Genomic DNA, 23,666 nt, shown 5'->3' on the forward strand with positions numbered 1-23,666 from the left:
TATAAATCACATTATAAACGACATGAAAGTTTCAGTTCTTTCGAAGGTGCTATCTCTCATGCAATACTTTATCAGTTGTATTTCAACTACTTATTTAGCATTAAACCACCTTTGCAGATTACAGACTCCACCGGTCAAATAAATAATTGAAAACTGGACACAACTCATCAGATGGATCATTAAACAAGTCTCTAAGTTTCAATAAACCTTACAAAAGCTAAACTACGAAGCAAAAAGGTAGAGTATGTAACAGGACGAAGCTTTTTAACCTTGGCAGATTCCTTAAATAATGTACCAACCATGTAACCTTTAAGTTTATCTTAATAATTACATTCAAAATAGTTATATTTTGTTTGGTTCTTTAATTTTATTGTTATAATACCATATTTATTCATATATTTCAAAATCGATTTTTTTTCATTAAATTGATCTATCTTATGTTATCTTGTTTTTAATCCTTTATTCTCTATTATTTAAATTTTTCTACCTTTATTTCTTGGTTCTATACAATATTAGTTATGTTTAATAAATATGGATTTTATTTCCATCTCTAGATTAATAAATATTTTCCTCGCCGTCAAATGTTATGGGAGATAAGTTGGCTCTGTTGATTTGATTGGTGAATTGATTTTGGAATAAACATTTAAATTTAATAATTTAACATTGTATTAAATACTCTTCTCCTTAAATTCATAACATTTAGAACATCATATTCAAGCCATTTAATCAATTTAATCCTGTTATTGATACCCTCAGCACAGCCATTAGTTATCTTAATTTTAAAATAATTTAATATTTTTTCTTCCTATCTTTGTAATATGTGTTTGACAAGATAAAAATCCTACATTTAACCATATTTTTTCCAATACCCTCATTTCCAATATTAATTATTATTTTTTAGAAAATAATAATTTGTTATTCGTCAATTTCCATTGTGATTCCTTCTTTTTTCTATAAAAAAACAAAATATCTATTAAAATTAACTATCAGTTAAAAATAACATCACCATATACCCCCAATTCCAACTCAATTAACCTTTCTGACAATCTCTTTTTCCTTAAAACTAACAATCATAAACTCTTTACTACCCCACATTTACTCCACATTTAGGAAGAATATCATTAACTACCACAAACTTATGCTCTGCTGCTGCCCGCATAAATCTAACCCAGTTTGAATTATAAAAATTTTCTTTTTTCCTAAACAAATAATAATTATACGCTCGATACTCCAATTTCTTTAACAAGTTCTTTACCTTGACTGCTTCTACTGCTTCTCTGAACCACTCCCGCGGATCATATGATAGTGTTTTATCAATTTCATCAAAATCCTCAAACTCAAAATAATTTTGATGAATTTTATCCAACCAATTCTTATGCCTTTCTTCCACATTTCCCTCAAATTTAAGCACTTCAATTAACCTCTCACTATAAAATCTAAAACTTTTTAAAGCTACATTGGCCTTAAATTGGGTATTTCTTTGCAAATAATAATACAAAAAGCAGTACATACTCTCCAGAGCTGGGATAAAACGTTCCCGCAAATTATTCACTTCTATTATCACTCCATCTTCTCTGCAATAAGACCAGATTGCATTGGGTATGTCCGGATTAGCCAGGGCCTGAACGTGACCAATGGGAACAAAATTTGTAAAATTGTTAATAAAAAACATCTTCAACGATTCCCATATCCCTCTTTTATCAACTGCTGATACCAAAGTAATATCATTATGTTTGTCACAAAATCCTTTAAAATCCTGATGTGTAAATGTATCAGCATAACAGTGTAACCCGATTCCCAATCTATACAGAGCCAGAGGTGAATGGGACGATTTTTCAATATCCTCTAACAACAATTTTAAAACCTTTGAATCAGGGCCAGTTATTAACCCATCTGGGTTTTTCATAGATTTTCCCCTGGGCAAAAAATGAAAGGGAATCCAGACCTCCAGAGCATCACTTACATCCAGATTTAATGGAGAAAGGGCTTTGTGGGCTGTCATTGTCTGTTTAAAAAGTCCACCATTTTCAAACTTTAAAGCATGCCCATGTGTGGCATCATCAACCTGTTGTGCAGCATAAGCCACAATCTTTGCATATTTACTCTTCATCCCGGCAATCCGACATAAAACATACGTCCCGGCATGATGAAGGTCTTTTTGCATATGATTTTCCCACACCTTTCAAGTATTTTTAAGATTATAAAATCTGGATTTAAATGAATATTTATATATTTTAGATAATAATTCCTTCAATATTGAAGACAAAAATCAATTTTTGATTTAACTGCAAAAAGCCAATTTTTCGCTTCAAAAGTAATTTTTCGAACCATCTAAAGTTCAATTTTAGTCGAAATAAGATGGTTAAACGCAAAATTTCTATAGCGCTCAAAATTAACTTTTTGCAGTTAAATCATTTTTTCGATAAAAAGAAAGACAGGAAATAAACCTGTCTCCCACATAAAAATATAAAATTTTTAAGCCATGCTTCAAAAACCTTTCAATAAGATATATTACCCATCTAACTAATTTCGCATATTATCACCACTTTGATAATTTAATTTAAATCTACAATCCCCTTATTTCTAACACACACCACTAAAAAAATCAGTGCAACCACAGAAATCATTGCCAGAGTATTAAATAACAGAGGTGCCCCACCTATCTCAAATAAAAAACCTCCTATTAAATTACCAATAATAGCACTTATACTGGTATTTACCGTCTGCAGTAAAGTCTGGCCTGTAGTACGAAACTCTTCTACCACAATTTGATTCACAAATGTTACACTGGCCACAGTAATCAGTCCAAAAGACAGTCCATGCAGCCCCTGTACCAATAATAATGCCATAACTGATGTCACCCTTGCCTGTAAATACCATCTCACTCCATAGATAATCGCCCCCAGTATAAAAGAATGAATGTAATTAAATCTTTTTATAAACTTATCAAACCCATAAAAAATCGGAATCTCGGACAAACTTCCCAAAGCCAGGGCCAGACCCAAAAGACCTGTCCTCCCGTCTGCCAATTGATTAAAAAAGACAGGGAAAAATGTCAAGTGGGTCATCAAAGTCAAATGAATTAAAAAACTAAAGATCAAAAAGTACAATAACTGTCGATTCCGTACTAATAACTTTAAATCAGCCAATTTAGGTGTACGAAATAACTGCCCACTTGCTGGAAAAGAAAATGTAACTAACCAGGTAGCAAATAAAATCAAAGCATAGATATAAAACATCTTCTCCATGCCAAACTGATGAAGAATTTGTCCAACAAAAGCTACAGCCAGCAAATATCCAACAGAACCAAAGAGACGAATTCTACCATACTGTTGTCCCTTCTCCTTTAAAGTTCCCAGAATAATACTATCAGTAACAGGAACAATTGGGCCCTGAAAAAAATAAAATATCCCATATATAATTCCAATAAGCAAAAAATTATCTATTAATCCCAAAAGTGAAAACATTACCACTGACCCCAAAAGGGCAATCTGAAGTATCCCTTTTTCTGCTTTCTTTAAATCAGCAAAAAGCCCCCAGAGGGGTAATGTCAAAAAAACTACTAATTTCCCAACAGAATTAATAATTCCAATCTCCGACCCTGGCATCCCTATAACCTCATGAAAAAATACATTCCGATAAGCAAGGACGGTATATGACATGTAAAAAAGAAAACTGAATAAACAAAATGAACGAATCTCCTTTTTTAACTGAATACTGCTCAGTTCCATTGTGCATCAACTCCTTTAATTTTCATGCTTAAACATTAGATTGGTTACATCAATTTTATTAGCTATTCGTGATGAAATAAAAAAATCCTACAATTAAAATCCAAATTTAAAATAAAAATGGCTTTGTGGGGGTATAAAAGGAGGCAGGTAAATTAATTTCCCTGCCTCCTTCTCCGAATTAATGATTTTTATGCCTTCAACTCAGCCAATCTTTCTTCAAGAGCCTTAAGCTGAGCAGTGTACTTTTCAACTTTCTCCCGTTCAGCTTCCACTAAATGTTTTGGAGCTTTGTTAACAAAACCTTCATTGCTTAACTTATTCCTGGCCCGCTCAATCTCACTTACTGTCTTTTCAATCTCCTTCTCTAAACGCTCAATCTCTTTATCCAGATCAATCATATCAGCCAGAGGCAGGATAACCTCTACTCCATTTACTACAGTAGTGGAAGATTTAGCAGGCTTTTCTGCAAGCTCAGCTACAATCTTTAAATCTTCAACCCGGGCCAGATCTGCTATATAATCTGCACCCTTCTTAACAATCTCCATACGGTTTTCATCCATCGGATGGAGGATTGCTTTAATCTTCTTACCTGGATTAACCTTCATCTCACTCCTTATATTACGGATGGAACGGATAACATCCATTACAACTGTCATATCATTTTCAGCCTCATCACTCAACTCATCCTCATTAACTTCAGGCCAATCAACAACCATTATACTTTCACCTTCATGTGGCAGTGCTTGCCAGATCTCTTCAGTTATAAATGGCATAAACGGATGGAGCAACCGCAAAGTCTTCTCAAGAACAGTGGTTACCACATAGAGTGCAGTCTTTTTTGCCACCGGATCTTCATCTTGATAAAGTCTTGGTTTAATCAGCTCAATATACCAGTCACAAAACTCGCTCCAGATATAATCGTAAAGGGCAGCAGCAGCTTCTCCAAAAAGATACTTCTCCAGATTGGAATTTACCTCAGCAATAGTCCGATTCAGACGGCTTATAATCCATCTATCTGCAAGCTCTAGTTTCAATTCATCTAAATTCAAATCACTAAAGTCTTCATCACCTAAGTTCATCAATACAAATCTAGAAGCATTCCAGATCTTATTGGCAAAATTCCGACTGGCCTCTACCTTTTCCTGACGCCAACGCATATCATTACCCGGAGCATTACCGGTAATCAGAGTAAAGCGCAAAGTATCAGCACCAAACTTTTCAATTATCTCTAATGGGTCAACACCATTGCCCAGAGACTTACTCATCTTCCGTCCTTCAGCATCCCGGACCAGACCGTGGATAACAACTGTATGGAATGGAGTCTCACCAGTCTGAGCAATAGCGGAGAAGATCATCCGGGCAACCCAGAAGAAAATAATATCCCGACCGGTAACCAATACATCAGTTGGGTAAAAATATTCCAGATCTTCAGTCTTATCCGGCCAGCCTAAAGTAGAGAATGGCCAGAGAGCAGAACTGAACCAGGTATCCAAAACATCTTCATCCTGTTTTAAGTTAGTAGAGTTACATTTAGTACACTGAGCAGGATCTTCACGGCTAACAATTACCTCACCACAATCCTGGCAATACCAGACAGGAATCCGGTGACCCCACCAGAGCTGTCGGGAAATACACCAGTCACGGATATTTTCCATCCAGTTCAAATAGATTTTGGTAAACCGCTCAGGAACAAACCGGGTTTTTCCTTCCTTAACTGCCTTGATAGCAGGCTCAGCCAATGGCTTCATCTTAACAAACCACTGTTTAGAAACCAATGGTTCAATAACAGTACCACAGCGGTAGCAGTGACCTACCGAATGGGTATGATCTTCTACTTTTACCAGATAACCTAGAGCTTCCAGTTCTTTTACCAGTTCCTGCCGACATTCATAACGGTCCATACCGTAGTATTTACCAGCCTCTTCAGTCATTGTAGCATCATCATCTATAACTTTAATCTGAGGTAAGTTGTGTCGGAGTCCAATTTCAAAATCATTAGGATCATGGGCTGGAGTAACTTTTACACAACCGGTACCAAATTCTTTATCTACATGCTCATCTGCAACTACCGGAATCTCCCGTTCCATAATCGGCAGGATCAGAGTTTTACCAATAAGGTGCTTATAACGCTCATCATCTGGATGAACTGCTACAGCAGTATCACCCAACATGGTTTCAGGACGGGTAGTAGCTACAACCACATATTCATCATCACTACCTTTTACAGGATAACGTATATGCCATAATTTACCTTCCTTCTCTTCATGTTCAACCTCTACATCAGAAAGAGTAGTCTTACATTCCGGGCACCAGTTAACAATATAATCACCTTGATAGATAAGACCCTTTTCATAAAGACGGACAAACACTTCCCTTACAGCTCTACTACAGCCTTCATCCATAGTAAATCTTTCTCTGCTCCAGTCACAGGAAGAACCTAATTTTTTCAGCTGATTGGTAATCCTCCCACCATACTCCTCTTTCCAGGCCCAGGCCCGTTTCAAAAACTCTTCCCGGCCAAGTTCCTCTTTGGTTACACCTTCTGTTTCTTTGATATGCTCTACAACTTTTACTTCTGTAGCAATACTTGCATGGTCAGTACCTGGCAACCAGAGTGCACTATAACCCTGCATCCTCCGCCATCTGATTAAAATATCCTGAAGGGTATTATCTAATGCATGGCCCATATGGAGCTGACCAGTGATATTGGGGGGCGGCATCATAATAGTATAAGGCTTACGGGTATGATCTACCTCTGCTCTAAAAAAACCCTTTTCCATCCAGTATTGATACCATTTTTCTTCTACTTGAGCCGGATCATAGGTTTTACTAAGTTCTCTTACCATCTTTTATCTACCTCCCAAAAAATATTTAAATCTTCAATCTAAAATTACTCATCATTAATTCGCATTCTCCGCCGTTCTCTGTCTTCTTCTTCAAATCCAAATTTTTTATAATATAAAGAGAAATAGCTCTATTATTATCGGCGCGGACTTTTAAATTAATTTTGGTTATTCCAACTTTCTTTGCATATTCAATAAAAAGGTACCGATTCCTAATCCCCAGTAGTCTTTTAAAACAGAAATCTTAAAACTGGCACTATGACGTATATGCTTTCTTAAATTTCCCTGAAAACCTAAACTATCAACAATCTTTCCATCTACCCGCGCCACGAGAAAAAGACTGGTTTCATTTTTACGTTGGGCTTCAATAAACATGGCTTTCTCTTAAATTTTCCACCACCAAAGCTCAAATTATCTGTATCACCTGCAACCCAGTTCACATATTTTATAAAGCTCTGCTGCATCACCTACAGTGGGCTACTCAATGATGCACTTACAGCTATCTTTTAAAGTATACTCTTTCAAAATTATCCCTCCTTTTTCAATATCACTCCCATACTAACAAAGAACAAAATGCCCTTCGGGCATTGCACAAAGCTAATTTTTCACTTCACAGTGAAATTTTTCGAACCATCTAAATTTCGATCTCAGTCGAAATAAGTCTCCCTAATCAAAGGGCTCTCCTGGCCCTTGATTAGCTCATCAATCCTCAAATGAAGCTTTATTTCTCCCTCAATCTCACTAAGATAGTTTAACGAAAAATTTCAATAAAGCTCAAAATTAGCTTTGTGCAGTTTATATTATTACAAAATATTATCCACATCCAGCAAAAAGCAAATTTCCTGAACAATAAAAAAGTTCTCTTTATCCTTTATTTTACTAAAGGACGAAAGAGAACTTATCTTCCGCGGTACCACCTTTATTCTGTGCCATATATACACTTCTCCTATAGCACAGCACTCATTTAAGATAACGGCAACACACCGGCCAGATCTACTATAAATTTCAACCTGGCAGCTCCTGAGCGACCTTCGACCAACTTCCCACAGGAGATCTTCCAGCCCATGGATCTCCCTCTCTGTAGTGTTCCATTGGTCTACTCCTCTCATTCATAGCTTTTAGGATTTATTCGATTTTATATTATGATACTATCAGATGAAATTTTTGTCAAGTAGAGGGAATGATTTTTTAACATTTTTAAAAAAGGCTGTTGACCTTCTTAACTTCGTCAACAGCCTCAGAAAACCCAAAATAATTTATGATTTTACTGCAAAAAGCTAATTTTTCGCTTCATAAAGAAATTTTTCGAACCATCTAAAGTTCGATTTCAGTCGAAATAAGACACACTAATCAATGGGTTCTTATGACCCTTGAGTAGCTCATCAATCCTCAGATGAGGCCTTATTTCTCCCTCAATCTCACTAAGATGGTCTAACGAAAAATTTCTATGATGCTCAAAATTAACTTTTTGCAGTTTAATTATTTATTTGCGCTTACTCATCGCCTTATATAAACAAAATGCCAGACCGCCATACAGAACACTACAGCCAAAGATTAACATCGCAATTGCACCCGGATTCATTTACTTCACCTCCTGATTTAAGAGGCGTTCATTGGCCCAGTTCATCTTTGCAAACCATACAGCCAGAATTATCAGCACTACAGCTGCAATCCAACCCATGCTTAAAGCAGAAATTGGATAACCGCCATATGGCTTAATAAACTCATCGATTGCCGATTTAATAACTGAAAATCCTAAAGTAAGTGGAATGAAGTACTGAACCAATACATCCCACCACTTACCAATACTAAAATCAGAAATAGGATTCATCCACTCCCGCAAACGGCTAGCTTTAAAAATCCAGGCAATAACGAGACATTCTACTACTCCCACAAGGGCTGCTCCAAATTGCATATTGAAATGATCAATGATATCCAAAAAGTAGAGTCCTGCACCTGTAGTATAAATAACACTGCCCAAAAAACCGATTCCACATACCAGAATAACCGCTTTATTTCGTTCTATATTAAACTTATCCATCAAATTGGCCACTACTGCTTCTACTAAAGATATACTGGAAGAAAGACCTGCAATAAATAATGCCAAAAAGAAGATTAAGCTAAATAGAGTCTGAAAAGCTGGAAGCATACTGATAGCCTTAGGGAAAGCCACAAATGCCAGACCAATACTCTGGGTAATTACCTCATCAACTGGAACTCCTGTCTGATGGGCCATATAACCCAGGACACCAAATACTCCCATACCAACCATAAAACTAAAACCACAATTACCTAAACCGGTAATAAAAGCATTATTAACAACATCAGATTTTTTAGGCAAATAACTGGCATAGGTGATCATAACTCCAAAGCCCAGACTCAAAGTAAAGAAAATCTGACCAAAAGCAGCAAGCCAGACTTTACTATCTGTCAGGCGGGAAAAATCCGGAGTTAGATATTTATTTATACCTGCCATTGCACCAGGCAAAGTCAAACCCCTTAAAGTTATAATTGCCATCAAAATGAACAGTAAAGGCATAAAAATTTTACTTGCTTTCTCTACACCATCCTGAACACCTTTATAAATAATTATAAAGTTAGCTGCCCATACTAAAAATACAGTAATTAAAATATTAATTTGAATATTACCAATCTCCCAGACCCCTGAGGTTAAACCCAAATGATTATTAAAAAAGAATGTTTCCGGGTCATTACCCCAACTCTGGAAGAAAGAGTATCCAACATAATTAAGTGTCCACCCGATAATAACGGTATAATAAGTCATCAACAAAAATGAAATAATGGGAGCCCACCAACCTAACCACTCCCACTTACGGTCAAGACGTGCAAAAGATAAAGCTGCAGAACCTCTCTGTCTTAATCCAAAGCCAATCTCTAAAATTAACATTGGAATTCCTACTGTCAGTAATACAACAAAATAGGGAATGAGAAATGCTCCTCCACCATTTTCATATGCTATATAACTAAAACGCCAGATATTACCCAATCCTACTGCTGAACCAATTGCAGCCATAATAAATCCCAGGCGTGACTCAAATGCTCCCTTCTTATCTTCCATTATCAATCTCCTCCTTTTTTGTAACTTCTATCCCTTCTCGACTGCCAAAACCACTACCTACTCTGGTATACAGTTTAGTATGATTGTTCTTCTTAACTTCCTCCTACTCAACCCCCTTTTTATTCTATAACTTTTTTATTATATTTAATATCACTTTTAGTGTATAATATAAAATATAATTTGGTCAATACTAATTTTATTATTAATTCTGAATTTTTAAATTTAAATACCTTAATAATAGTAAAAATTGGTTTTTAAATAAATCTAGAATAAGAACATAGCCACTAGAAAATTAAATTTAAAGTTAAAAAAATTCACCTCTACTAAAAAGAGATGAAGTTACTATAAGACATCATTGGAAATGAAGCCAAAAAAACAAATTATAATCAATATATCATTCTTCTTCACAATGTCTGGTACAATTAACTAATACTACACGAAACACTTTCCCATCATACTCAACTATATTAATAGCCGTATTCCCCTGGTGCATATGAGACCAGTCATCTAAGCTTATACCCTCTATTTGACATAAAATGGTCGCATTAATAAGACCGTGGCCCACAATTAGAATCCTCTGATCATCTTTATGTCTTAAAGCAATCTCTGAAAAAGTCTTATATGCACGTCTAGCAGCATTGGCCAGGCCTTCAAAGTTGGGTATCTTAGCTAAAGTTGGTCTCTCAATCCAGATTTTGTGAATCTCTGCATAATCCCGTTGAATATCATCCCAGGTTAGACCTTCCCAAACTCCCATGTTAATCTCCCTCAGTCCCGCCAGAGAAACTACTTCAATTCCATGGGGTTCAGAAATAATCCGGGCAGTTTCATAAGCCCTTTTTAAATCACTGGAGTAGATGGCATCGAATTTTAGATAGCGCAACCTATCTTTAACCAGTTTAGCCTGCTTAATCCCTTTTTCAGAAAGGGGAATATCGGTCTGACCTTGAAAACGTCTTTCTGCGTTCCAGGAAGTCTGCCCATGTCTTACCAGATAGATTTCTAACATAAATAATTACACTCCTTTATCATAAGTTCAAACTCAATCAATTTTACCAGCTAAAGTAAGGAAACACCCTTTTCATCCAATCTCCCCATTTTTCTTAAAAGCCTCTTTTCCCGGTGTTCAAGCTCATCCATCAGTTCCTTAAATCTGTTCCTGGTATATAACCGGCGCTGTTTTAACAACACCTGGCGCGCATCCCGGGCCATCTTTAGAGCCAGCCTATAATCTTTACTGTAATGCTCATAATATTTAGCCAGTTCAATATAGGGAAATAGACGCAGATTATTCTTAGAGTTGATAAAACTCTGCCAGATAGAACAGGCTTCTTCCATCCGCCCTAACCTTTTATAAAGAAATGAAAGTCGTTTCAATATCTCCTGTTTTAAATGGGCAGAAATCTCCTGGTTAAGACAAATAGAATAACACTTTACTGCCTGATTATACTGGCCCAAATCTTCATAAACTTTTCCTGCAGAAAAAAGATCTTCCGGCTCATCCAATACCTCATAAGGTCTAAGATAGGCCTGAATTAAGTTGGTCATAAGAGTAACCAGAGACAGAATATCCCAGTGATTATGTTGAAAAACCGGTATAAGAATCCGTCCATCCTTCTCCTCCAGATACCGAAAGAAGAGCTCTGGTACTAATGCTCCCGGAATATCATTTGTCCGGTAAAATCCTAAAACTGCTTCTTCTAACGAACCCAGATTACAGCTCATAAGCCTATTTTTATAATATCGTCGGGCTGGATGAAGTAAGTCCACATGAACATGAGAAAAATTCCCCTTCATCCGGTGATAAATAAACCGCCCCTCAAGCAAAGGCCAATCAAAAGATTTGCCATTAAAAGTGACCAGATGGCTAAATTCCTGCAATTTACTGTATAAAGCATCCAGCATAGCAAACTCCTGATGATAATCTTCCATCATATACTGGCGCAGAATAAATTCATCCTCTTTAAAATAGCCCATACCTACTAAAAAAGCAAAGGTTCCCGTTCCTCCTGCCAAACCGGTAGTCTCAGTATCCACAAAGACAAGGCTTTCAATATTTTTAGGGCAGACCAACTCCTGATCCTTTAAAATTCCACAAAGAGCTGAGAGATCTTCTCTTAAAAGTGCTCCAAGGTAAGTCCGGCCGTGAAAGTGGTTCAATGGATAACGATATTCTACAAGAAAATACTCACCAAATTCAGACTGGATCATCTTACCGGGTAAAAGCCGGGTTAGATGATGCTTTTTATGGAACGGTTCATATACTGGCTCATTCCTGGCTTTCTTTTTACCCTCATTTTCTTTTTTATGATGCAGTCTAAGTTTGGCTTTCAGATCCACTTACATAAACCCCCTTCAAAAGTTTCAGGGTATTGATCTTTCCATGCTCCCCTACTTCATTAACTGGCCCTACACAAGAAGGACAGCCCTGTTCACATTCACAATTATTTACCAGTTCATAAGCAGTTTCCAGTAATTTCTTATGAACTGCATATAACTTTTCACTAAATCCAACTCCTCCCGGATAGTTATCATAAAGATAAAGGGTCGGAGCATTGGTAAAGGGGGATCTTATCTGAGCCACCACTTTAATATCTCGAGGGTCACACATAAGGTAAATTGGTGCCACATTTACAAGCAGGTTTGAAAGACCCAAAAGCCCGCTCTGTAATTCTTCTTTGCTAAAGCTGGCAGCTAAAGCCGGATTAATGCACATCCAGTAAGCTGTGGTATGCATTTGTTGTTCCGGCAGATGAATATCACCATAACCCACATTCTCATGGGTATAGAATTTGATTTTTTTAAACATGGTCGCTTTGGCAGTGACCAAAACTTCCCCGTGGGATTTATTGCCACCACAAACTTTCTCTTTCTCAAATTCATCTAAAACTTTAATATCCACCGCCAAATTGGCATCAGTATAATAATCCACATCAACTGCCCTTACATAAGCCTTCTGTTCATCCCAATCCAGTCGATCCACATGATATTGTTGACTTTCATGGATATAAATGGCATCTTTATGGAGCATGGTAGGCACACTAAACCTATCCATTTCACCAATGACTTTATGGTCAGGTTCTGTAATATCAATAATGACAAAATTATCAGGTGATGCACTCCTCAAACTAATATCATCTGCCGGGTAACTATCACTCATCCAATACCAGCGGCCCCCAACATGACGCAAAATCTTCTCCTCTGCTAGATATTCTAAAATCTCCTGGGTTGTCTCCACACCAAAAACTTCTCCATCTACAAAGGGCAGCTCAAATGCAGCACATTTGATATGACTCAATAAAATAACCAGGTTATTGGGGTTGATTAAACCGTGTTCTGTAGGGTGGGAAAAGAAATACTCTGGATGGGTAATTACATATTGATCCAGAGGACTACTGCTTGCAACAAGAATAGCTGCTGATGTACCCGAACGCCTTCCAGCGCGTCCGGCCTGCTGCCAGGTACTGGCAACAGAACCTGGATAACCAGCCATAATACAGACCTCCAACTGACCAATATCAATCCCCAACTCCAGTGCGTTGGTACTGACCACTCCTAACACTTCACCACTACGTAAACCTGCTTCAATCTGGCGCCTTTCTTTGGGAAGATATCCACCACGATAGCCCCGGATAGAATTAAGATTTTGTCCTGTATCCTTGCAAAGTTTCTTCAAATAACTAACCAGAATTTCTGTCTTCAACCTACTTCGGGTAAAAACAATAGTCTGAATTTTATTTTTCAAAAAATGAGTAGCTATCTTTTTAACTTCCAGGATATTGCTTCGTCTGATCCCTAATTCTCTATTAACCACCGGAGGATTGTAAAAGATAAATTCTTTAGTTCCAGAAGGAGCTCCATTATTATCAATTAATTTTACATCTGTACCGATAAGCTTACTTGCCAATTCCTCAGGATTGGCAATAGTAGCAGAAGCACAGATAAACTGGGGATTAGAACCGTAAAATTTGCAGATGCGCTTTAAACGACGCATAACATTGGCCACATGACTTCCAAAAACACCGCGGTAATGATGAACTTCATCTATGATTACAAACTTAAGATTTTCAAACAACTTAACCCACTTGGTATGATGGGGTAAAATCCCAGTATGGAGCATATCGGGATTGGTAACAACAATATGCCCAGCAGAACGAATCACTTTTCGTGCAGTTTGGGGTGTATCTCCATCATAAGTGTAGGTCTTAATATCTTCACCCAATAAGGTAATCAATTCATGGAGTTCTTTTAACTGATCCTGAGACAGGGCTTTTGTAGGAAATAAATACAGTGCCCGTACTTCCGGATTCTTTAAAATCTCATTTAAAACAGGAAGATTATAACAGAGAGTTTTACCGGAAGCAGTAGGAGTTACTACTACAATACTTTCCCCGTTTTCTACTGCTTCAAAGGCACTGGCCTGATGAGAATAAAGCTGTTTAATTCCCCGTTTTATTAGAACCTCTCTAAGCCTTTTATCAAGTGATTCAGGAAAATCAGCATATTTAGCCTCACGGGCCGGAATAGTCCTCCAGGCTGTTACATTTGCATAAAATTCTTCTGAACTTTTCAGGGTTTCTAAAATCTGCACCAGATTCATCTCTTTCTTCCCCCATCTATTTTTTATTTTGAATATATTCGATAAACTTCTGAACCTGAATTTTATCCTCCAATTCAGAGAGATAGGCAAGATAAAACTGACGCTGTATCTGAAAACCCTTAACCTGAATCACTTTAAGGCGCTGTAACTTCTCAGCCCTCAAAGCTGCCAGACTTGAAACAATAGAGACTCCAAGTCCCGATTCCACTGCTGCAATCACAGCTTCTGTACTTCCTAACTGGGCAGCAATCTGCAAATCAGCTATATTTACCCCCAACTTAGCCAGCCCTTCTTTCATTGCTTTCCGGGTTCCAGAACCTTCCTCTCTTAAAATAAACCGTTCTTTAATTATCTCCTGCCTTATTACAATACCTTTCCTGGCAAATGGATGGTCTTTTGGAACAATTAACACCAATTCATCAGATGCAATAGGGATTGCTTTAATATCTTTTTCTTCCGGTTTTATACCCACAATCCCCAGATCGTACTTTTTTTTCAACAAATCCTGAAGAACAGATCTGGAATCTTTAACTTCCATTTTCAGCTCTACTAAAGGATATTCCTGACAAAATCCAACAATCAGTTCAGGGAGTAAATATTCACCTGGAATAGTACTGGCACCAATATTAAGCTCACCTTTAACCAGATTCTGAAGTCTATTGATTTTTTGCTTAAGATTATCCCAGATCTGTAACATCTCTTTTGTATCTCTATAAAGAATCTCCCCTTCTGGAGTTAGAATAACTCCATCGGAAGTCCGCTTAACTAACCGAACATCAAAATATTCCTCTAATGCTTTGATCTGAATACTGACCGCAGGTTGTGTCAATTGTAGTTCTTCTGCCACCAGTGAAAAACTCTTCAATTCCGCCAGTCTAACAAAAGTATATAATCGGGAAATTTTCATCTTAAAAACCCCTCATTTCATCTTGTTCTGGTATTTACACATTATCTTTTATACTTCTCGCTTCCTTAAGAAATCCCTTTTTTTCGATTCCCGAACACTAGCAATACTCTAGATTGATGATCTCTGGATAAAAGAAAAACTTCACTTCCAAAAAGAAGTGAAGTCTCTATTATAATTCTCCAATCCTCTAAATTGATCTGACCTTTTTTCCACTGCTTCATTTAATTTATCTTTGATAACTACTCCGTTCTCAGTAATAAAGATAGATTCTATAGGTGTACCTTTCCCAATCAATAGATACTCATATCGATTTATGATACTTTTAATAAAGACTCCAGACTTAGAGCAGCTTCAATAATCCCTTTCCGATTAAGACGCGGAATCATATAAAATTTGAATAATTTTTGATCTTCAACTCTTATATGAATTGGCGGTGAATGAACCTCTATCTCCCCAGTTAAAAGCCCCTTAGCAGAAGGATCGATCTCTAACAAATTTACCCCAATAATTGCATCCTGCGTACTGAGAATAAAGATTCCATTTTCATCGGTAACGTACAGATCATCAACCATCGATTCTGATTTAATCTGTTCTAGAACTTCACGTGTTAAAGGACCCTTCTCCTCAGCATGTTTTACCCTAAGACAAACATTCTTTAACATCCGCTCTAAACCTTTAGAGACAACAAATCTTTCAAGAGCTACTGTCTTTTCATTGATCCTGGCAAAAGAATCGTTAATGTACGATAATAGTTTGTTTTGCACTTCTGTAGCTTTAAAAACTTTTTCACTGGTACCTGCCGTTTCTTCAGATAGCATTTTAATCGTCTCAAGATTTTTCTGTGTTTCTTCTGCTGTTTTCCCAAGCATTTCCGTAGCATTAAGCATTTCGGCAAATTTCCGGTAATTATCCTCAACCACTTTAGATAGTGAAACAATAATCTCACCGGTCTCGTTTATTTTTTCGGTTCCCTCCATCATCTGCTTCTCTAATTCTCCCATTTGCGCCTTAATCTCATCAATTCCATTTTGAACCATCTGCACTACTTGAACAATCTCTTCAGTAGAAAAGCCAGCTTCTTCAGCCAGGTTACGAATTTCATTTGCCACTACTCCAAATCCTTTACCTAATTCTCCAACCCTTGCTGCTTCAATAGAAGCGTTAAGAGCAAGCAAATTGGTCTGTTGCGCAAACTTTTTTATAGATTGAACGACCTGCTCAATTTCGCCAGAGTGCTGATGTAATTGGTTGATTTTATCCATAGCATTTTGTACACTGGCCTTAATAAGATTAAATTCTTTAACAATCCTATTTACTCTCTCAATTCCTTCTTTAGAATCCTTTTGAGCATTCCTCACTTCTTCCATCATTTCCCGGAATCTTTCCTGGGTTTTTGTAACATAGTCAAAGAAAATTTCCAATGAATCATTAGCTTCTTTAATTCGGGTAACCTGTTTTTCATTCCCTACTGCCACTTCCTTAACAGCCCGGGTCAAATCCTGCTGTTGTTCATAAAATTTGTTTGTCTTTTCAGAAACAAACTTATATGATTCTTCAACCTCGGATGTAACCTGAATCATTTCATGAAACAGCTTCCTGATATTAAAAAATACATGATTTAAATTACCACATAGTTTTCCAAGAGTCCCTCCTTTTTCATAAAACTGCACCGAATAATCTCCTTCAAGAACACGCTCTAGCCCTCTTTTTATCTCTTTTAATTTATCGTCAATAATTTGAAAAAATCCCCATAGTCCTACGACAATAGTCACCAAAGAAAAAAAGGTTCTCCAAAATAAATGAGGTACCGCGATATTAAGAATCGTAATAACAGCACAAATAGCAAAACCAACCATAAAAGGTGATATTTTTTTCATCTTTGTTACTCCCCCTTTGTCTGAAAACAATTTCTTTTACATTAAATTCTACAATAAACTAAATTTTCCTCTCGATCAAATATAAAAAAATGAGCAGAATAAACTTCTGCCCACGTTAAATTACTAGTTTGATGGGGTTTATAGGAGTCAAACCCATGAATTTGGATAACTCTATAAACATTGTTAATAAAAAAAATGGTGGGGCTTACAGGAATCGAACCTGTGACCTACAGATTAGGAATCTGTCGCTCTATCCTACTGAGCTAAAGCCCCACAATATCACGCTATATTAGATTTTCTGTTAATCTGCACAACAAATTAACCCTACTATTTATATTATATAACTTTTATCTTTTTGTCAACTCCTAATTTAAAAAAATATTAACATAATCATAAGCAGAATTCATTACCCAATTTTAACCTTGAACTTGCAACCAGAGGTCAATAATAGTAGGAGATAGTGCCCAAACTTTTAAACGAACATATTGCAAAAAAGTACTTACAACTAATGTCCCTGCTTCATTATTATTAATAGTCAATTCTCCACTATCCTCAACCCAAATCTGGCTATCAGGACTTATCTCCATTTGACAAAAAACTTTGCTAGAATTTCCTTTATTATATATAAAAAAAGTTGCCGTTGTGTATTTAGATATGTCATAACTCTTAGAATATTGTGGTTCTATCCCCACTTGAATATTTTTTTCGGTAAACGATATAAACTTATTTTCACAAATAATCGTTGAAGTTAAACATCTATTTAACTCTTCATAACTTACCAACTTTACCAACCACCCTTGTATACTGACACAAATTTTTAACTCAAGCTGAACCTTATTTATTAATACAAATTTTATAACATATGCTTTTCCAATTAATCTTAATTCAATCTCATGAGAAAATGTTTCCATTGTTAGTATACAAGAAAAATTTAATTTTCGTGAGTAAACTTTTTTCTTCCCTTCTGTAAAATAAAATATAGAAACTTCAATTGTACCTGAAATTATAATAAAGCCATTTCCTATTTTATTATCAATTTCCATAACCTTTGCTTCAACATTTTTTATAAACACTGCTGACTCCGGTAAGTCAACATAAGCAACAAAAAAATGTTTATGTGAAATAGCATTGCTATAGGTTTTTAGAAATAAATTAGATTCCATGTTTATTCCTCCCCACTTTAATAGTCAAGAGGAATATAATAGCGTTCTGGGAAATTATTTTGACCTATAAGAACTGGTAAATTTACTTTTTTTTGATCATCCAATTCCAAATCAATATTCCACTTTATTTTAAATTTTAACCAATTCTCAGCCAGTAATTTTTCATATTCCCGTAAATTCTTCTTAAAAGTCATACTTCCAAAGTGATGCACATATACATCTCTTGCCACAACCATTTTAAAACCAGCCATTGCTGCTCGTAAACAAAAATCATCATCTTCAAAGTTCCCCAAACCAAATCTTTCATCAAAACCACCAATTTTATTAATAACTTCTCTTTTAACCAGCATACAAAGACCTGCCAGGCGATAAGTTAATAAATAATTACCTTCATTCTGCCAATAAAACTCACGGGCAAATATCTGAAATTGATAAAGATCATCATAATAAGCCGTAACCTGCTGAGATCCTCCAACATAATTAGAGCAAGCACCAACAATACCAACATTTTCTTCATCTTCCAAATGGTCAATTAAATGTCCTAACCAGCCATCTCCAACGATAACATCGTTGTTTAGAAATACTAAATATTTCCCTTGTGCTTTTACAATTCCTTGATTACATGCTTTAGGATATCCTTCATTTTGCTCATTTCTGATTACTATTACACTTTCTAGCGTTTTCAAATATTCAACTGTTCCATCTGTTGAACCATTATCAATAATGATCAGTTCAAATGGTTCTAAAGTATGGGTCAAAATACTATTGATGCATAGTTGAGTCATCTGAAGATTATTGTGAACGGGTATAATAATTGAAGTCAATTTTCGTTCTTTAGCAACTCGCAATTGATTCGCCTTTTTAGCTTGCAAAATTAGTTGAACTGTATGAAGCTCCTGTATGGTTTTTTGATCTAAATTTCCCCATTCAAAATTTTTACCGATTTCTCGATTGAATGTTGAATCCGGTAACGTCAAGGGGTTTAAAGTCATATCTTGCACACCAAAAGTTTGTATAATTTTATATCCAAGTTTCTTAAGCATCCTTTTTATCTCTTTTATTGTAAAAAATCGTAAATGAGTGGAATCCAAAATTCCAGCTTCTTCGTATCGCCATTCACCCTGCAAAAGTTTATCTATAATTCTTAAATTCCTTATATTTGGTACGCTAATAATCATAAGACCATCTTTAGCTAAATAACGATACAATTTAAGCAAGACCTTCCATGGATCCCGTAAATGTTCAAGAACATCAGCAAGAATAATACAATCAAAATATTCATACTGATAGGGTAACTTTATTGTCTCTATATTCCCTACCAATACTTCATCCAGCAACTTACGTGCTACCTGACCTGCCACACTATCCAATTCGACTCCATAAACCCGGGCCGTCGGTATTTTATTCTTAATACCTCGCCCCAAATGTCCATGACCACACCCAACATCCAAAACTCTTTTTACCGTCTCAGGTATTAATTCAATGATTTCAGGCCTACTGTACTGGTAATAAATAGTATCTTTCACGAAACTGGATGAACTAGCCTCTGTGCGTTCTTCCCACCTGGCTAATATCATTCCCTCTTCAGAGGTTAAGTGATCATAATAACCCTCTGCTGCTCGCTCCGGATCATATTGACAATACCATCGGTATTTCTTTTTTCTCCGTTCGGGTTCCAAATATCCATAATGTTTCACTTTTACATCAAGCCTGCGGGGATAATAGCGTAAATTGGCAGGAATACTACCACAATGAAAATTTGAACCATGTTTTGTTGGTAAAAAACGTAGATATTTAATATTTTGACCTCGTAAAGTGAACAAACGCGGTTGCCAGAAGTTACTATATATCCCTGGTTCAACACGATAATATTCTGGGTCATTCCAGAAATACAAAAAATGGAAATAAAATACGGTAAACTGTGGTTCTAAAGGATCAAGAAGATGAATTTCATTAACTATAGTTGTAGGAGCTATATCCTCTAAAACTTCATCACCATCAAGAGCAAGAACCCAATCAGGCTCATGTTTCAACACCCAATTCAATAAACGATTTTTATCCCTGACCTCATCAACAGTAACTTCATCTTGACGGTGGTATTCTACTAAATCGGGAAAAGAAAGACATATATCAGGAGTTGCATCCGTAGACCCATCATCTAAAATCACAATTCGATCCGCTATAGGAGCTAAACTCAAAATGGATTGTTGTAGCCACTTTTCCTCATTTTTAACCCGCATCATACCCACAAGTTTAAATTCTTTATCAATTTTGTTCATAAGTCTCACCCCCTGACAACCATGTTTTATACAAATCAAAGACTGGATCATAATTAGAATTGATAGAACTAAAATCCAGATAGTTCAAAATCCTATTTTTTTGACTCTTAAAAATTCGTAAAATTCCTTCATAAGCTGATTGATATTGGTGATTATTTTGATAGGCTAAACAATAAAACTCCACTGCTTTTTCTTCATTACCTTCTTTTTCAAAAGTCCTTCCCAAAGCCCAATAAGTTCGGAAAGATTCTAAACCATTAATCTGGATATATCTCCTTGGGTCACTCCTGATTTCGAGACACTTTTGATAGGCTGATCTGGCTATTTCTAATTGACCTTGTAAATAGTGCAACTCCCCTTTTATAAACCACAAAGCTGTAAAATCAGGAAAAATCTTTAACCCTCTTTCAACAGTCATTAACCCTTTTTTATATTCTCTCAGGTGTAAATATGAAACAGCCATTTTATATATTAAATCCGCTCCAAAACTAAGTGTCTTAAGATCAACTTTCAAAGCTTTACGATAGTAATCTAATGCTAGCTGATATTGTTGCTGCTGAAAATACTCAGTACCACAAGCATAATTTAAAAAAGGGTCATGAGGATTATTCTCTAATTCCCGTTTTAATATATTTAAATTTCGTTCATTTTTTCTTTTTTGATGAATGATCTTCTCAACATAACCAAAATGTTCGATATAAATATCTGTTGTTTCTATCCTGGCTTTCGGATTTTTTTTCAAAATAATATGTGACATTTCTTCATGAAGTGATAATTTAAAGCGATATTCTGGTCTGTTGCGAAAAATTCTACATGCTGAATCAAAAACATAATTATAGCCTATATCTTTTCCATAATAGCTTTTAATTTTTACAATAATCCCTTCCGTTTTACGCAAAATGGCCCGATATAATAAAGGTATTAACCTGTTCTTAAATTCTAAAGGAAAGCGCTCATCAGCATCCAGAATCAACACCCATTGGCCTCTTGCCTGTTCTAAAGAGCGATTTCTTGCCTTACCAAAATGATTTTGCCATATCTCATGATATACTTTCGCTCCATAATTTAACGCTATTTTTACCGTATTATCCGTCGATCCAGTATCAACAACTATAATTTCATCTGCCAGATCTGATATACTTTCAAGACATCCTGGTAAAAGATCCGCTTCATTCTTTACAATCATGCATACTGATAAAAATGGATGATTTATCAAGTTTATTCACCTCCCGCTTAGCCAGGGTGATTATTTTATTAAATTTTGTATTTTCAGGAAATTTTATTAACGCTTTTTGAGAATAATCACAAACATTGCGAAGAGCAATTTTTAAATAAGTTATCCAGGTGTCCAGTGATGCATCTTTTTTCGTAAGTGCTTGATTTATAAACTGAAACGCTGTAACATTATCATTACCAATTGAAGCTATTTCTGCTAAACATTTTAGCCCTTCAGAATCTAAATTATCTTCATTTATACTCAAGAATTGTTCAATCGCGTCCTGATAATACTTTTTTTTATATAAAAGTTTTCCTAACTTTAATTTTGCTTCTTTAAGAGGAATTTGTTGATAAATTTTTAGTATTGCATCTATTCCTGTTCGAAAACCAATTGAAATCCAATTCTTAGTCATAACGTACAATACATGTGATATATTTTTTAAATAATTAATATCTTTTGCTTCTTTTATTAAATCCTTAGAACCTTCAAGCAATAAATATACATCCTTGAGAGGATATGGAAAACTTTCAGGTATTTTGACTAAAAAATTTCTTAATTGATCCCATTTTCCCTGATACCAATAAAGTTGAAACTTAAGAAGTAGAACCTCCTCTGTCTGTTCAACATTTGATAAAGATTCTTCACATTTTTTTAACTCGTTTTTGTTCCAAAATGCTTTACATAAAAGGAAACCTTTGTTTCTACTTTGTATAAGAGCCTTTTCGCTCTGCAAAATTTGTAAGACAAAATCAGGAAAATAATCTATGGTCATATATAAAACCTGCTCCACTTCTTTAGATTCTAAAAAGTTTAATTTATCTTCAAAATATTTTTGAAAATCCTCTTCAGAATAGTAACGAATAAATAATTGAATTATTTTTTTCAAAATTTCATAATTAGATGGGTTACTTTTTAAACCTATATAATAGAATTCAATAGCCTGGGTAATTTTTAATTTTACCTCATAGCACTCTCCTAACCGAAGGGCAGCCCGAAAAGAACCTACACCAACTTCTGAAACATAATGCTCTGGAGCCTCTCCAAGTTCCAAACATTTTTTAAAGTATTCAATCGCTTGCTCATAGAAACCTGAATTAAAATAGATTTCTCCTAAAAAGAAGTAAAGATCTGTGTAATCAGGAAATTCCTCGCATCCATCCTTCAAAACTTTTATACTTCCGTAAAAATCTCCTGCATCTATCAGACTCATTCCTAAACGTAAAATTAAGTACGGGTAATAGCTAATGTTGGGATTCAATAACTCAAGAGCAGTCTTAAAATGCCAGGATGCAATTTGAAATTCACCTAAACGATGATATTCAATGCCTAGATTAAATCGCATAAAGGGATCTTTTGGATTATTCTTTAATTCTAACTGTAATAGTTTTACGTTCCTCTCAATTTTAGCTTTTTCAGCAACAACATCAGCAGAATATCCGTAATGAATAACCTCTAACCTGGAAGTTCCGATCGCTGAAAGTGGTTGAGTTTGTAATATTTGAGGCAAAATTTGTTCATGAATCCTACCCTTGTAGTAATACCCAGTTTTTCGTTTAAAAAATCTTAAGGCTAAATTTCGAATATAATGATGTTTCCCACCATCTCCACAGTTTACAATCTGAACAAAATAAGCCTCTTTATCAGTGGCCTGGATTAAACTTTGCCAATATTTCTTATCAACCATTTTTAACTCTTCATCAGCATCCAGAAAAAAAATCCAGCTACCTTGAGCTTGATTTATAGCAAAATTACGGGCTGCAGAAAAATCCTCAATCCAGGGGAAAAAAAACACTTTAGCTTTAAACTCTTTGGCAATTTTGACAGTATTATCTGTAGAACCAGTATCTACAACAATTATTTCATCTGCCAAATGTTGTATACTGGTGAGACAACGCTTTAAATTTTTTTCTTCGTTTTTAACTATAAGGCAAACACTTACATTCGGTGTAAACATTATATCTCCCCACC

The 23,666-nt window shown here is 35.6% G+C and carries 16 protein-coding genes, 1 tRNA gene and 1 other annotated feature; all 17 genes read right to left on the reverse strand.

Going from position 1 to position 23,666, the window contains the following annotated elements:
• Window positions 1-649 precede the first annotated feature (649 nt).
• Window positions 650-796, reverse strand: a complete 147-nt coding sequence (locus BBF96_RS17415; protein ID WP_127018225.1) for a transposase — start codon at window positions 794-796, stop codon at window positions 650-652.
• Window positions 797-1,084: 288 nt separating this feature from the next.
• Entirely contained in the window at window positions 1,085-2,164 is a 1,080-nt protein-coding gene (locus BBF96_RS08200) for a DUF6765 family protein (protein WP_127016687.1), read from the reverse strand.
• A gap of 391 nt (window positions 2,165-2,555) precedes the next feature.
• The gene (locus tag BBF96_RS08205) at window positions 2,556-3,731 is read right to left on the reverse strand and encodes an MFS transporter (RefSeq protein ID WP_127016688.1); all 1,176 of its coding nucleotides are present in this window, start codon (window positions 3,729-3,731) and stop codon (window positions 2,556-2,558) included.
• A 188-nt stretch (window positions 3,732-3,919) separates the two neighbouring features.
• Entirely contained in the window at window positions 3,920-6,577 is a 2,658-nt protein-coding gene (locus tag BBF96_RS08210; RefSeq protein ID WP_127016689.1) for a valine--tRNA ligase, read from the reverse strand.
• A 165-nt stretch (window positions 6,578-6,742) separates the two neighbouring features.
• The gene (locus tag BBF96_RS08215; RefSeq protein WP_127016690.1) at window positions 6,743-6,949 is read right to left on the reverse strand and encodes a GNAT family N-acetyltransferase; all 207 of its coding nucleotides are present in this window, start codon (window positions 6,947-6,949) and stop codon (window positions 6,743-6,745) included.
• Between the two features lie 504 nt (window positions 6,950-7,453).
• Window positions 7,454-7,696, reverse strand: a binding site (T-box leader).
• A gap of 361 nt (window positions 7,697-8,057) precedes the next feature.
• Window positions 8,058-8,156 (reverse strand): MetS family NSS transporter small subunit, encoded by a 99-nt coding sequence (locus BBF96_RS08220; protein ID WP_127016691.1) that lies wholly within the window; start codon window positions 8,154-8,156, stop codon window positions 8,058-8,060.
• Window positions 8,157-9,653: a sodium-dependent transporter gene (locus BBF96_RS08225; RefSeq protein ID WP_127016692.1), complete on the reverse strand. Its 1,497-nt coding sequence runs from the start codon at window positions 9,651-9,653 to the stop codon at window positions 8,157-8,159. It lies immediately after the preceding gene.
• Window positions 9,654-10,047: 394 nt separating this feature from the next.
• On the reverse strand, window positions 10,048-10,662 hold the full coding sequence (locus tag BBF96_RS08230) for a histidine phosphatase family protein (protein ID WP_127016693.1): 615 nt from the start codon (window positions 10,660-10,662) through the stop codon (window positions 10,048-10,050).
• Window positions 10,663-10,712: 50 nt separating this feature from the next.
• A complete protein-coding gene (locus tag BBF96_RS08235) occupies window positions 10,713-11,993 on the reverse strand; it encodes a ribonuclease H-like domain-containing protein (RefSeq protein WP_127016694.1) in 1,281 nt (426 codons plus the stop codon).
• Window positions 11,971-14,253 carry a DEAD/DEAH box helicase gene (locus tag BBF96_RS08240; protein ID WP_127016695.1) on the reverse strand — a complete coding sequence of 761 codons (2,283 nt, stop codon included), beginning with the start codon at window positions 14,251-14,253 and terminating at the stop codon, window positions 11,971-11,973. Before BBF96_RS08240 ends, BBF96_RS08235 begins: the two co-directional genes overlap by 23 nt.
• Window positions 14,254-14,269: 16 nt before the next feature.
• Window positions 14,270-15,160 carry a selenium metabolism-associated LysR family transcriptional regulator gene (locus BBF96_RS08245; protein ID WP_127016696.1) on the reverse strand — a complete coding sequence of 297 codons (891 nt, stop codon included), beginning with the start codon at window positions 15,158-15,160 and terminating at the stop codon, window positions 14,270-14,272.
• 311 nt (window positions 15,161-15,471) lie between these two features.
• A complete protein-coding gene (locus BBF96_RS08250; protein WP_127016697.1) occupies window positions 15,472-17,037 on the reverse strand; it encodes a methyl-accepting chemotaxis protein in 1,566 nt (521 codons plus the stop codon).
• A gap of 196 nt (window positions 17,038-17,233) precedes the next feature.
• A tRNA-Arg gene (locus BBF96_RS08255) sits at window positions 17,234-17,310 on the reverse strand.
• Between the two features lie 143 nt (window positions 17,311-17,453).
• A complete protein-coding gene (locus BBF96_RS08260) occupies window positions 17,454-18,200 on the reverse strand; it encodes a DUF6385 domain-containing protein (RefSeq protein ID WP_127016698.1) in 747 nt (248 codons plus the stop codon).
• A 17-nt stretch (window positions 18,201-18,217) separates the two neighbouring features.
• Window positions 18,218-20,479, reverse strand: a complete 2,262-nt coding sequence (locus BBF96_RS08265; RefSeq protein WP_164730969.1) for a glycosyltransferase — start codon at window positions 20,477-20,479, stop codon at window positions 18,218-18,220.
• Window positions 20,466-21,695, reverse strand: a complete 1,230-nt coding sequence (locus tag BBF96_RS08270; protein ID WP_127016700.1) for a tetratricopeptide repeat-containing glycosyltransferase family 2 protein — start codon at window positions 21,693-21,695, stop codon at window positions 20,466-20,468. Before BBF96_RS08270 ends, BBF96_RS08265 begins: the two co-directional genes overlap by 14 nt.
• Window positions 21,649-23,652, reverse strand: coding sequence for a TPR domain-containing glycosyltransferase (locus tag BBF96_RS08275; RefSeq protein ID WP_127016701.1), 2,004 nt, complete (start codon window positions 23,650-23,652; stop codon window positions 21,649-21,651). The genes BBF96_RS08270 and BBF96_RS08275 overlap by 47 nt, the downstream gene beginning before the upstream one ends.
• Window positions 23,653-23,666 lie beyond the last annotated feature (14 nt).

The organism is Anoxybacter fermentans (genome assembly GCF_003991135.1).
In the GTDB taxonomy this organism is placed as follows: Bacteria; Bacillota; Halanaerobiia; order DY22613; family DY22613; genus Anoxybacter; species Anoxybacter fermentans.

Excerpts from the sequence above, each read along its gene's own strand:
- BBF96_RS08200 (WP_127016687.1), bottom strand. The coding sequence starts at position 2,164 with ATGCAAAAAGACCTTCATCATGCCGGGACGTATGTTTTATGTCGGATT.
- BBF96_RS08205 (WP_127016688.1), bottom strand. The coding sequence starts at position 3,731 with ATGGAACTGAGCAGTATTCAGTTAAAAAAGGAGATTCGTTCATTTTGT.
- BBF96_RS08210 (WP_127016689.1), bottom strand. The coding sequence starts at position 6,577 with ATGGTAAGAGAACTTAGTAAAACCTATGATCCGGCTCAAGTAGAAGAA.
- BBF96_RS08215 (WP_127016690.1), bottom strand. The coding sequence starts at position 6,949 with ATGTTTATTGAAGCCCAACGTAAAAATGAAACCAGTCTTTTTCTCGTG.
- BBF96_RS08220 (WP_127016691.1), bottom strand. The coding sequence starts at position 8,156 with ATGAATCCGGGTGCAATTGCGATGTTAATCTTTGGCTGTAGTGTTCTG.
- BBF96_RS08225 (WP_127016692.1), bottom strand. The coding sequence starts at position 9,653 with ATGGAAGATAAGAAGGGAGCATTTGAGTCACGCCTGGGATTTATTATG.
- BBF96_RS08230 (WP_127016693.1), bottom strand. The coding sequence starts at position 10,662 with ATGTTAGAAATCTATCTGGTAAGACATGGGCAGACTTCCTGGAACGCA.
- BBF96_RS08240 (WP_127016695.1), bottom strand. The coding sequence starts at position 14,253 with ATGAATCTGGTGCAGATTTTAGAAACCCTGAAAAGTTCAGAAGAATTT.
- BBF96_RS08245 (WP_127016696.1), bottom strand. The coding sequence starts at position 15,160 with ATGAAAATTTCCCGATTATATACTTTTGTTAGACTGGCGGAATTGAAG.
- BBF96_RS08250 (WP_127016697.1), bottom strand. The coding sequence starts at position 17,037 with ATGAAAAAAATATCACCTTTTATGGTTGGTTTTGCTATTTGTGCTGTT.
- BBF96_RS08260 (WP_127016698.1), bottom strand. The coding sequence starts at position 18,200 with ATGGAATCTAATTTATTTCTAAAAACCTATAGCAATGCTATTTCACAT.
- BBF96_RS08265 (WP_164730969.1), bottom strand. The coding sequence starts at position 20,479 with ATGAACAAAATTGATAAAGAATTTAAACTTGTGGGTATGATGCGGGTT.
- BBF96_RS08275 (WP_127016701.1), bottom strand. The coding sequence starts at position 23,652 with ATGTTTACACCGAATGTAAGTGTTTGCCTTATAGTTAAAAACGAAGAA.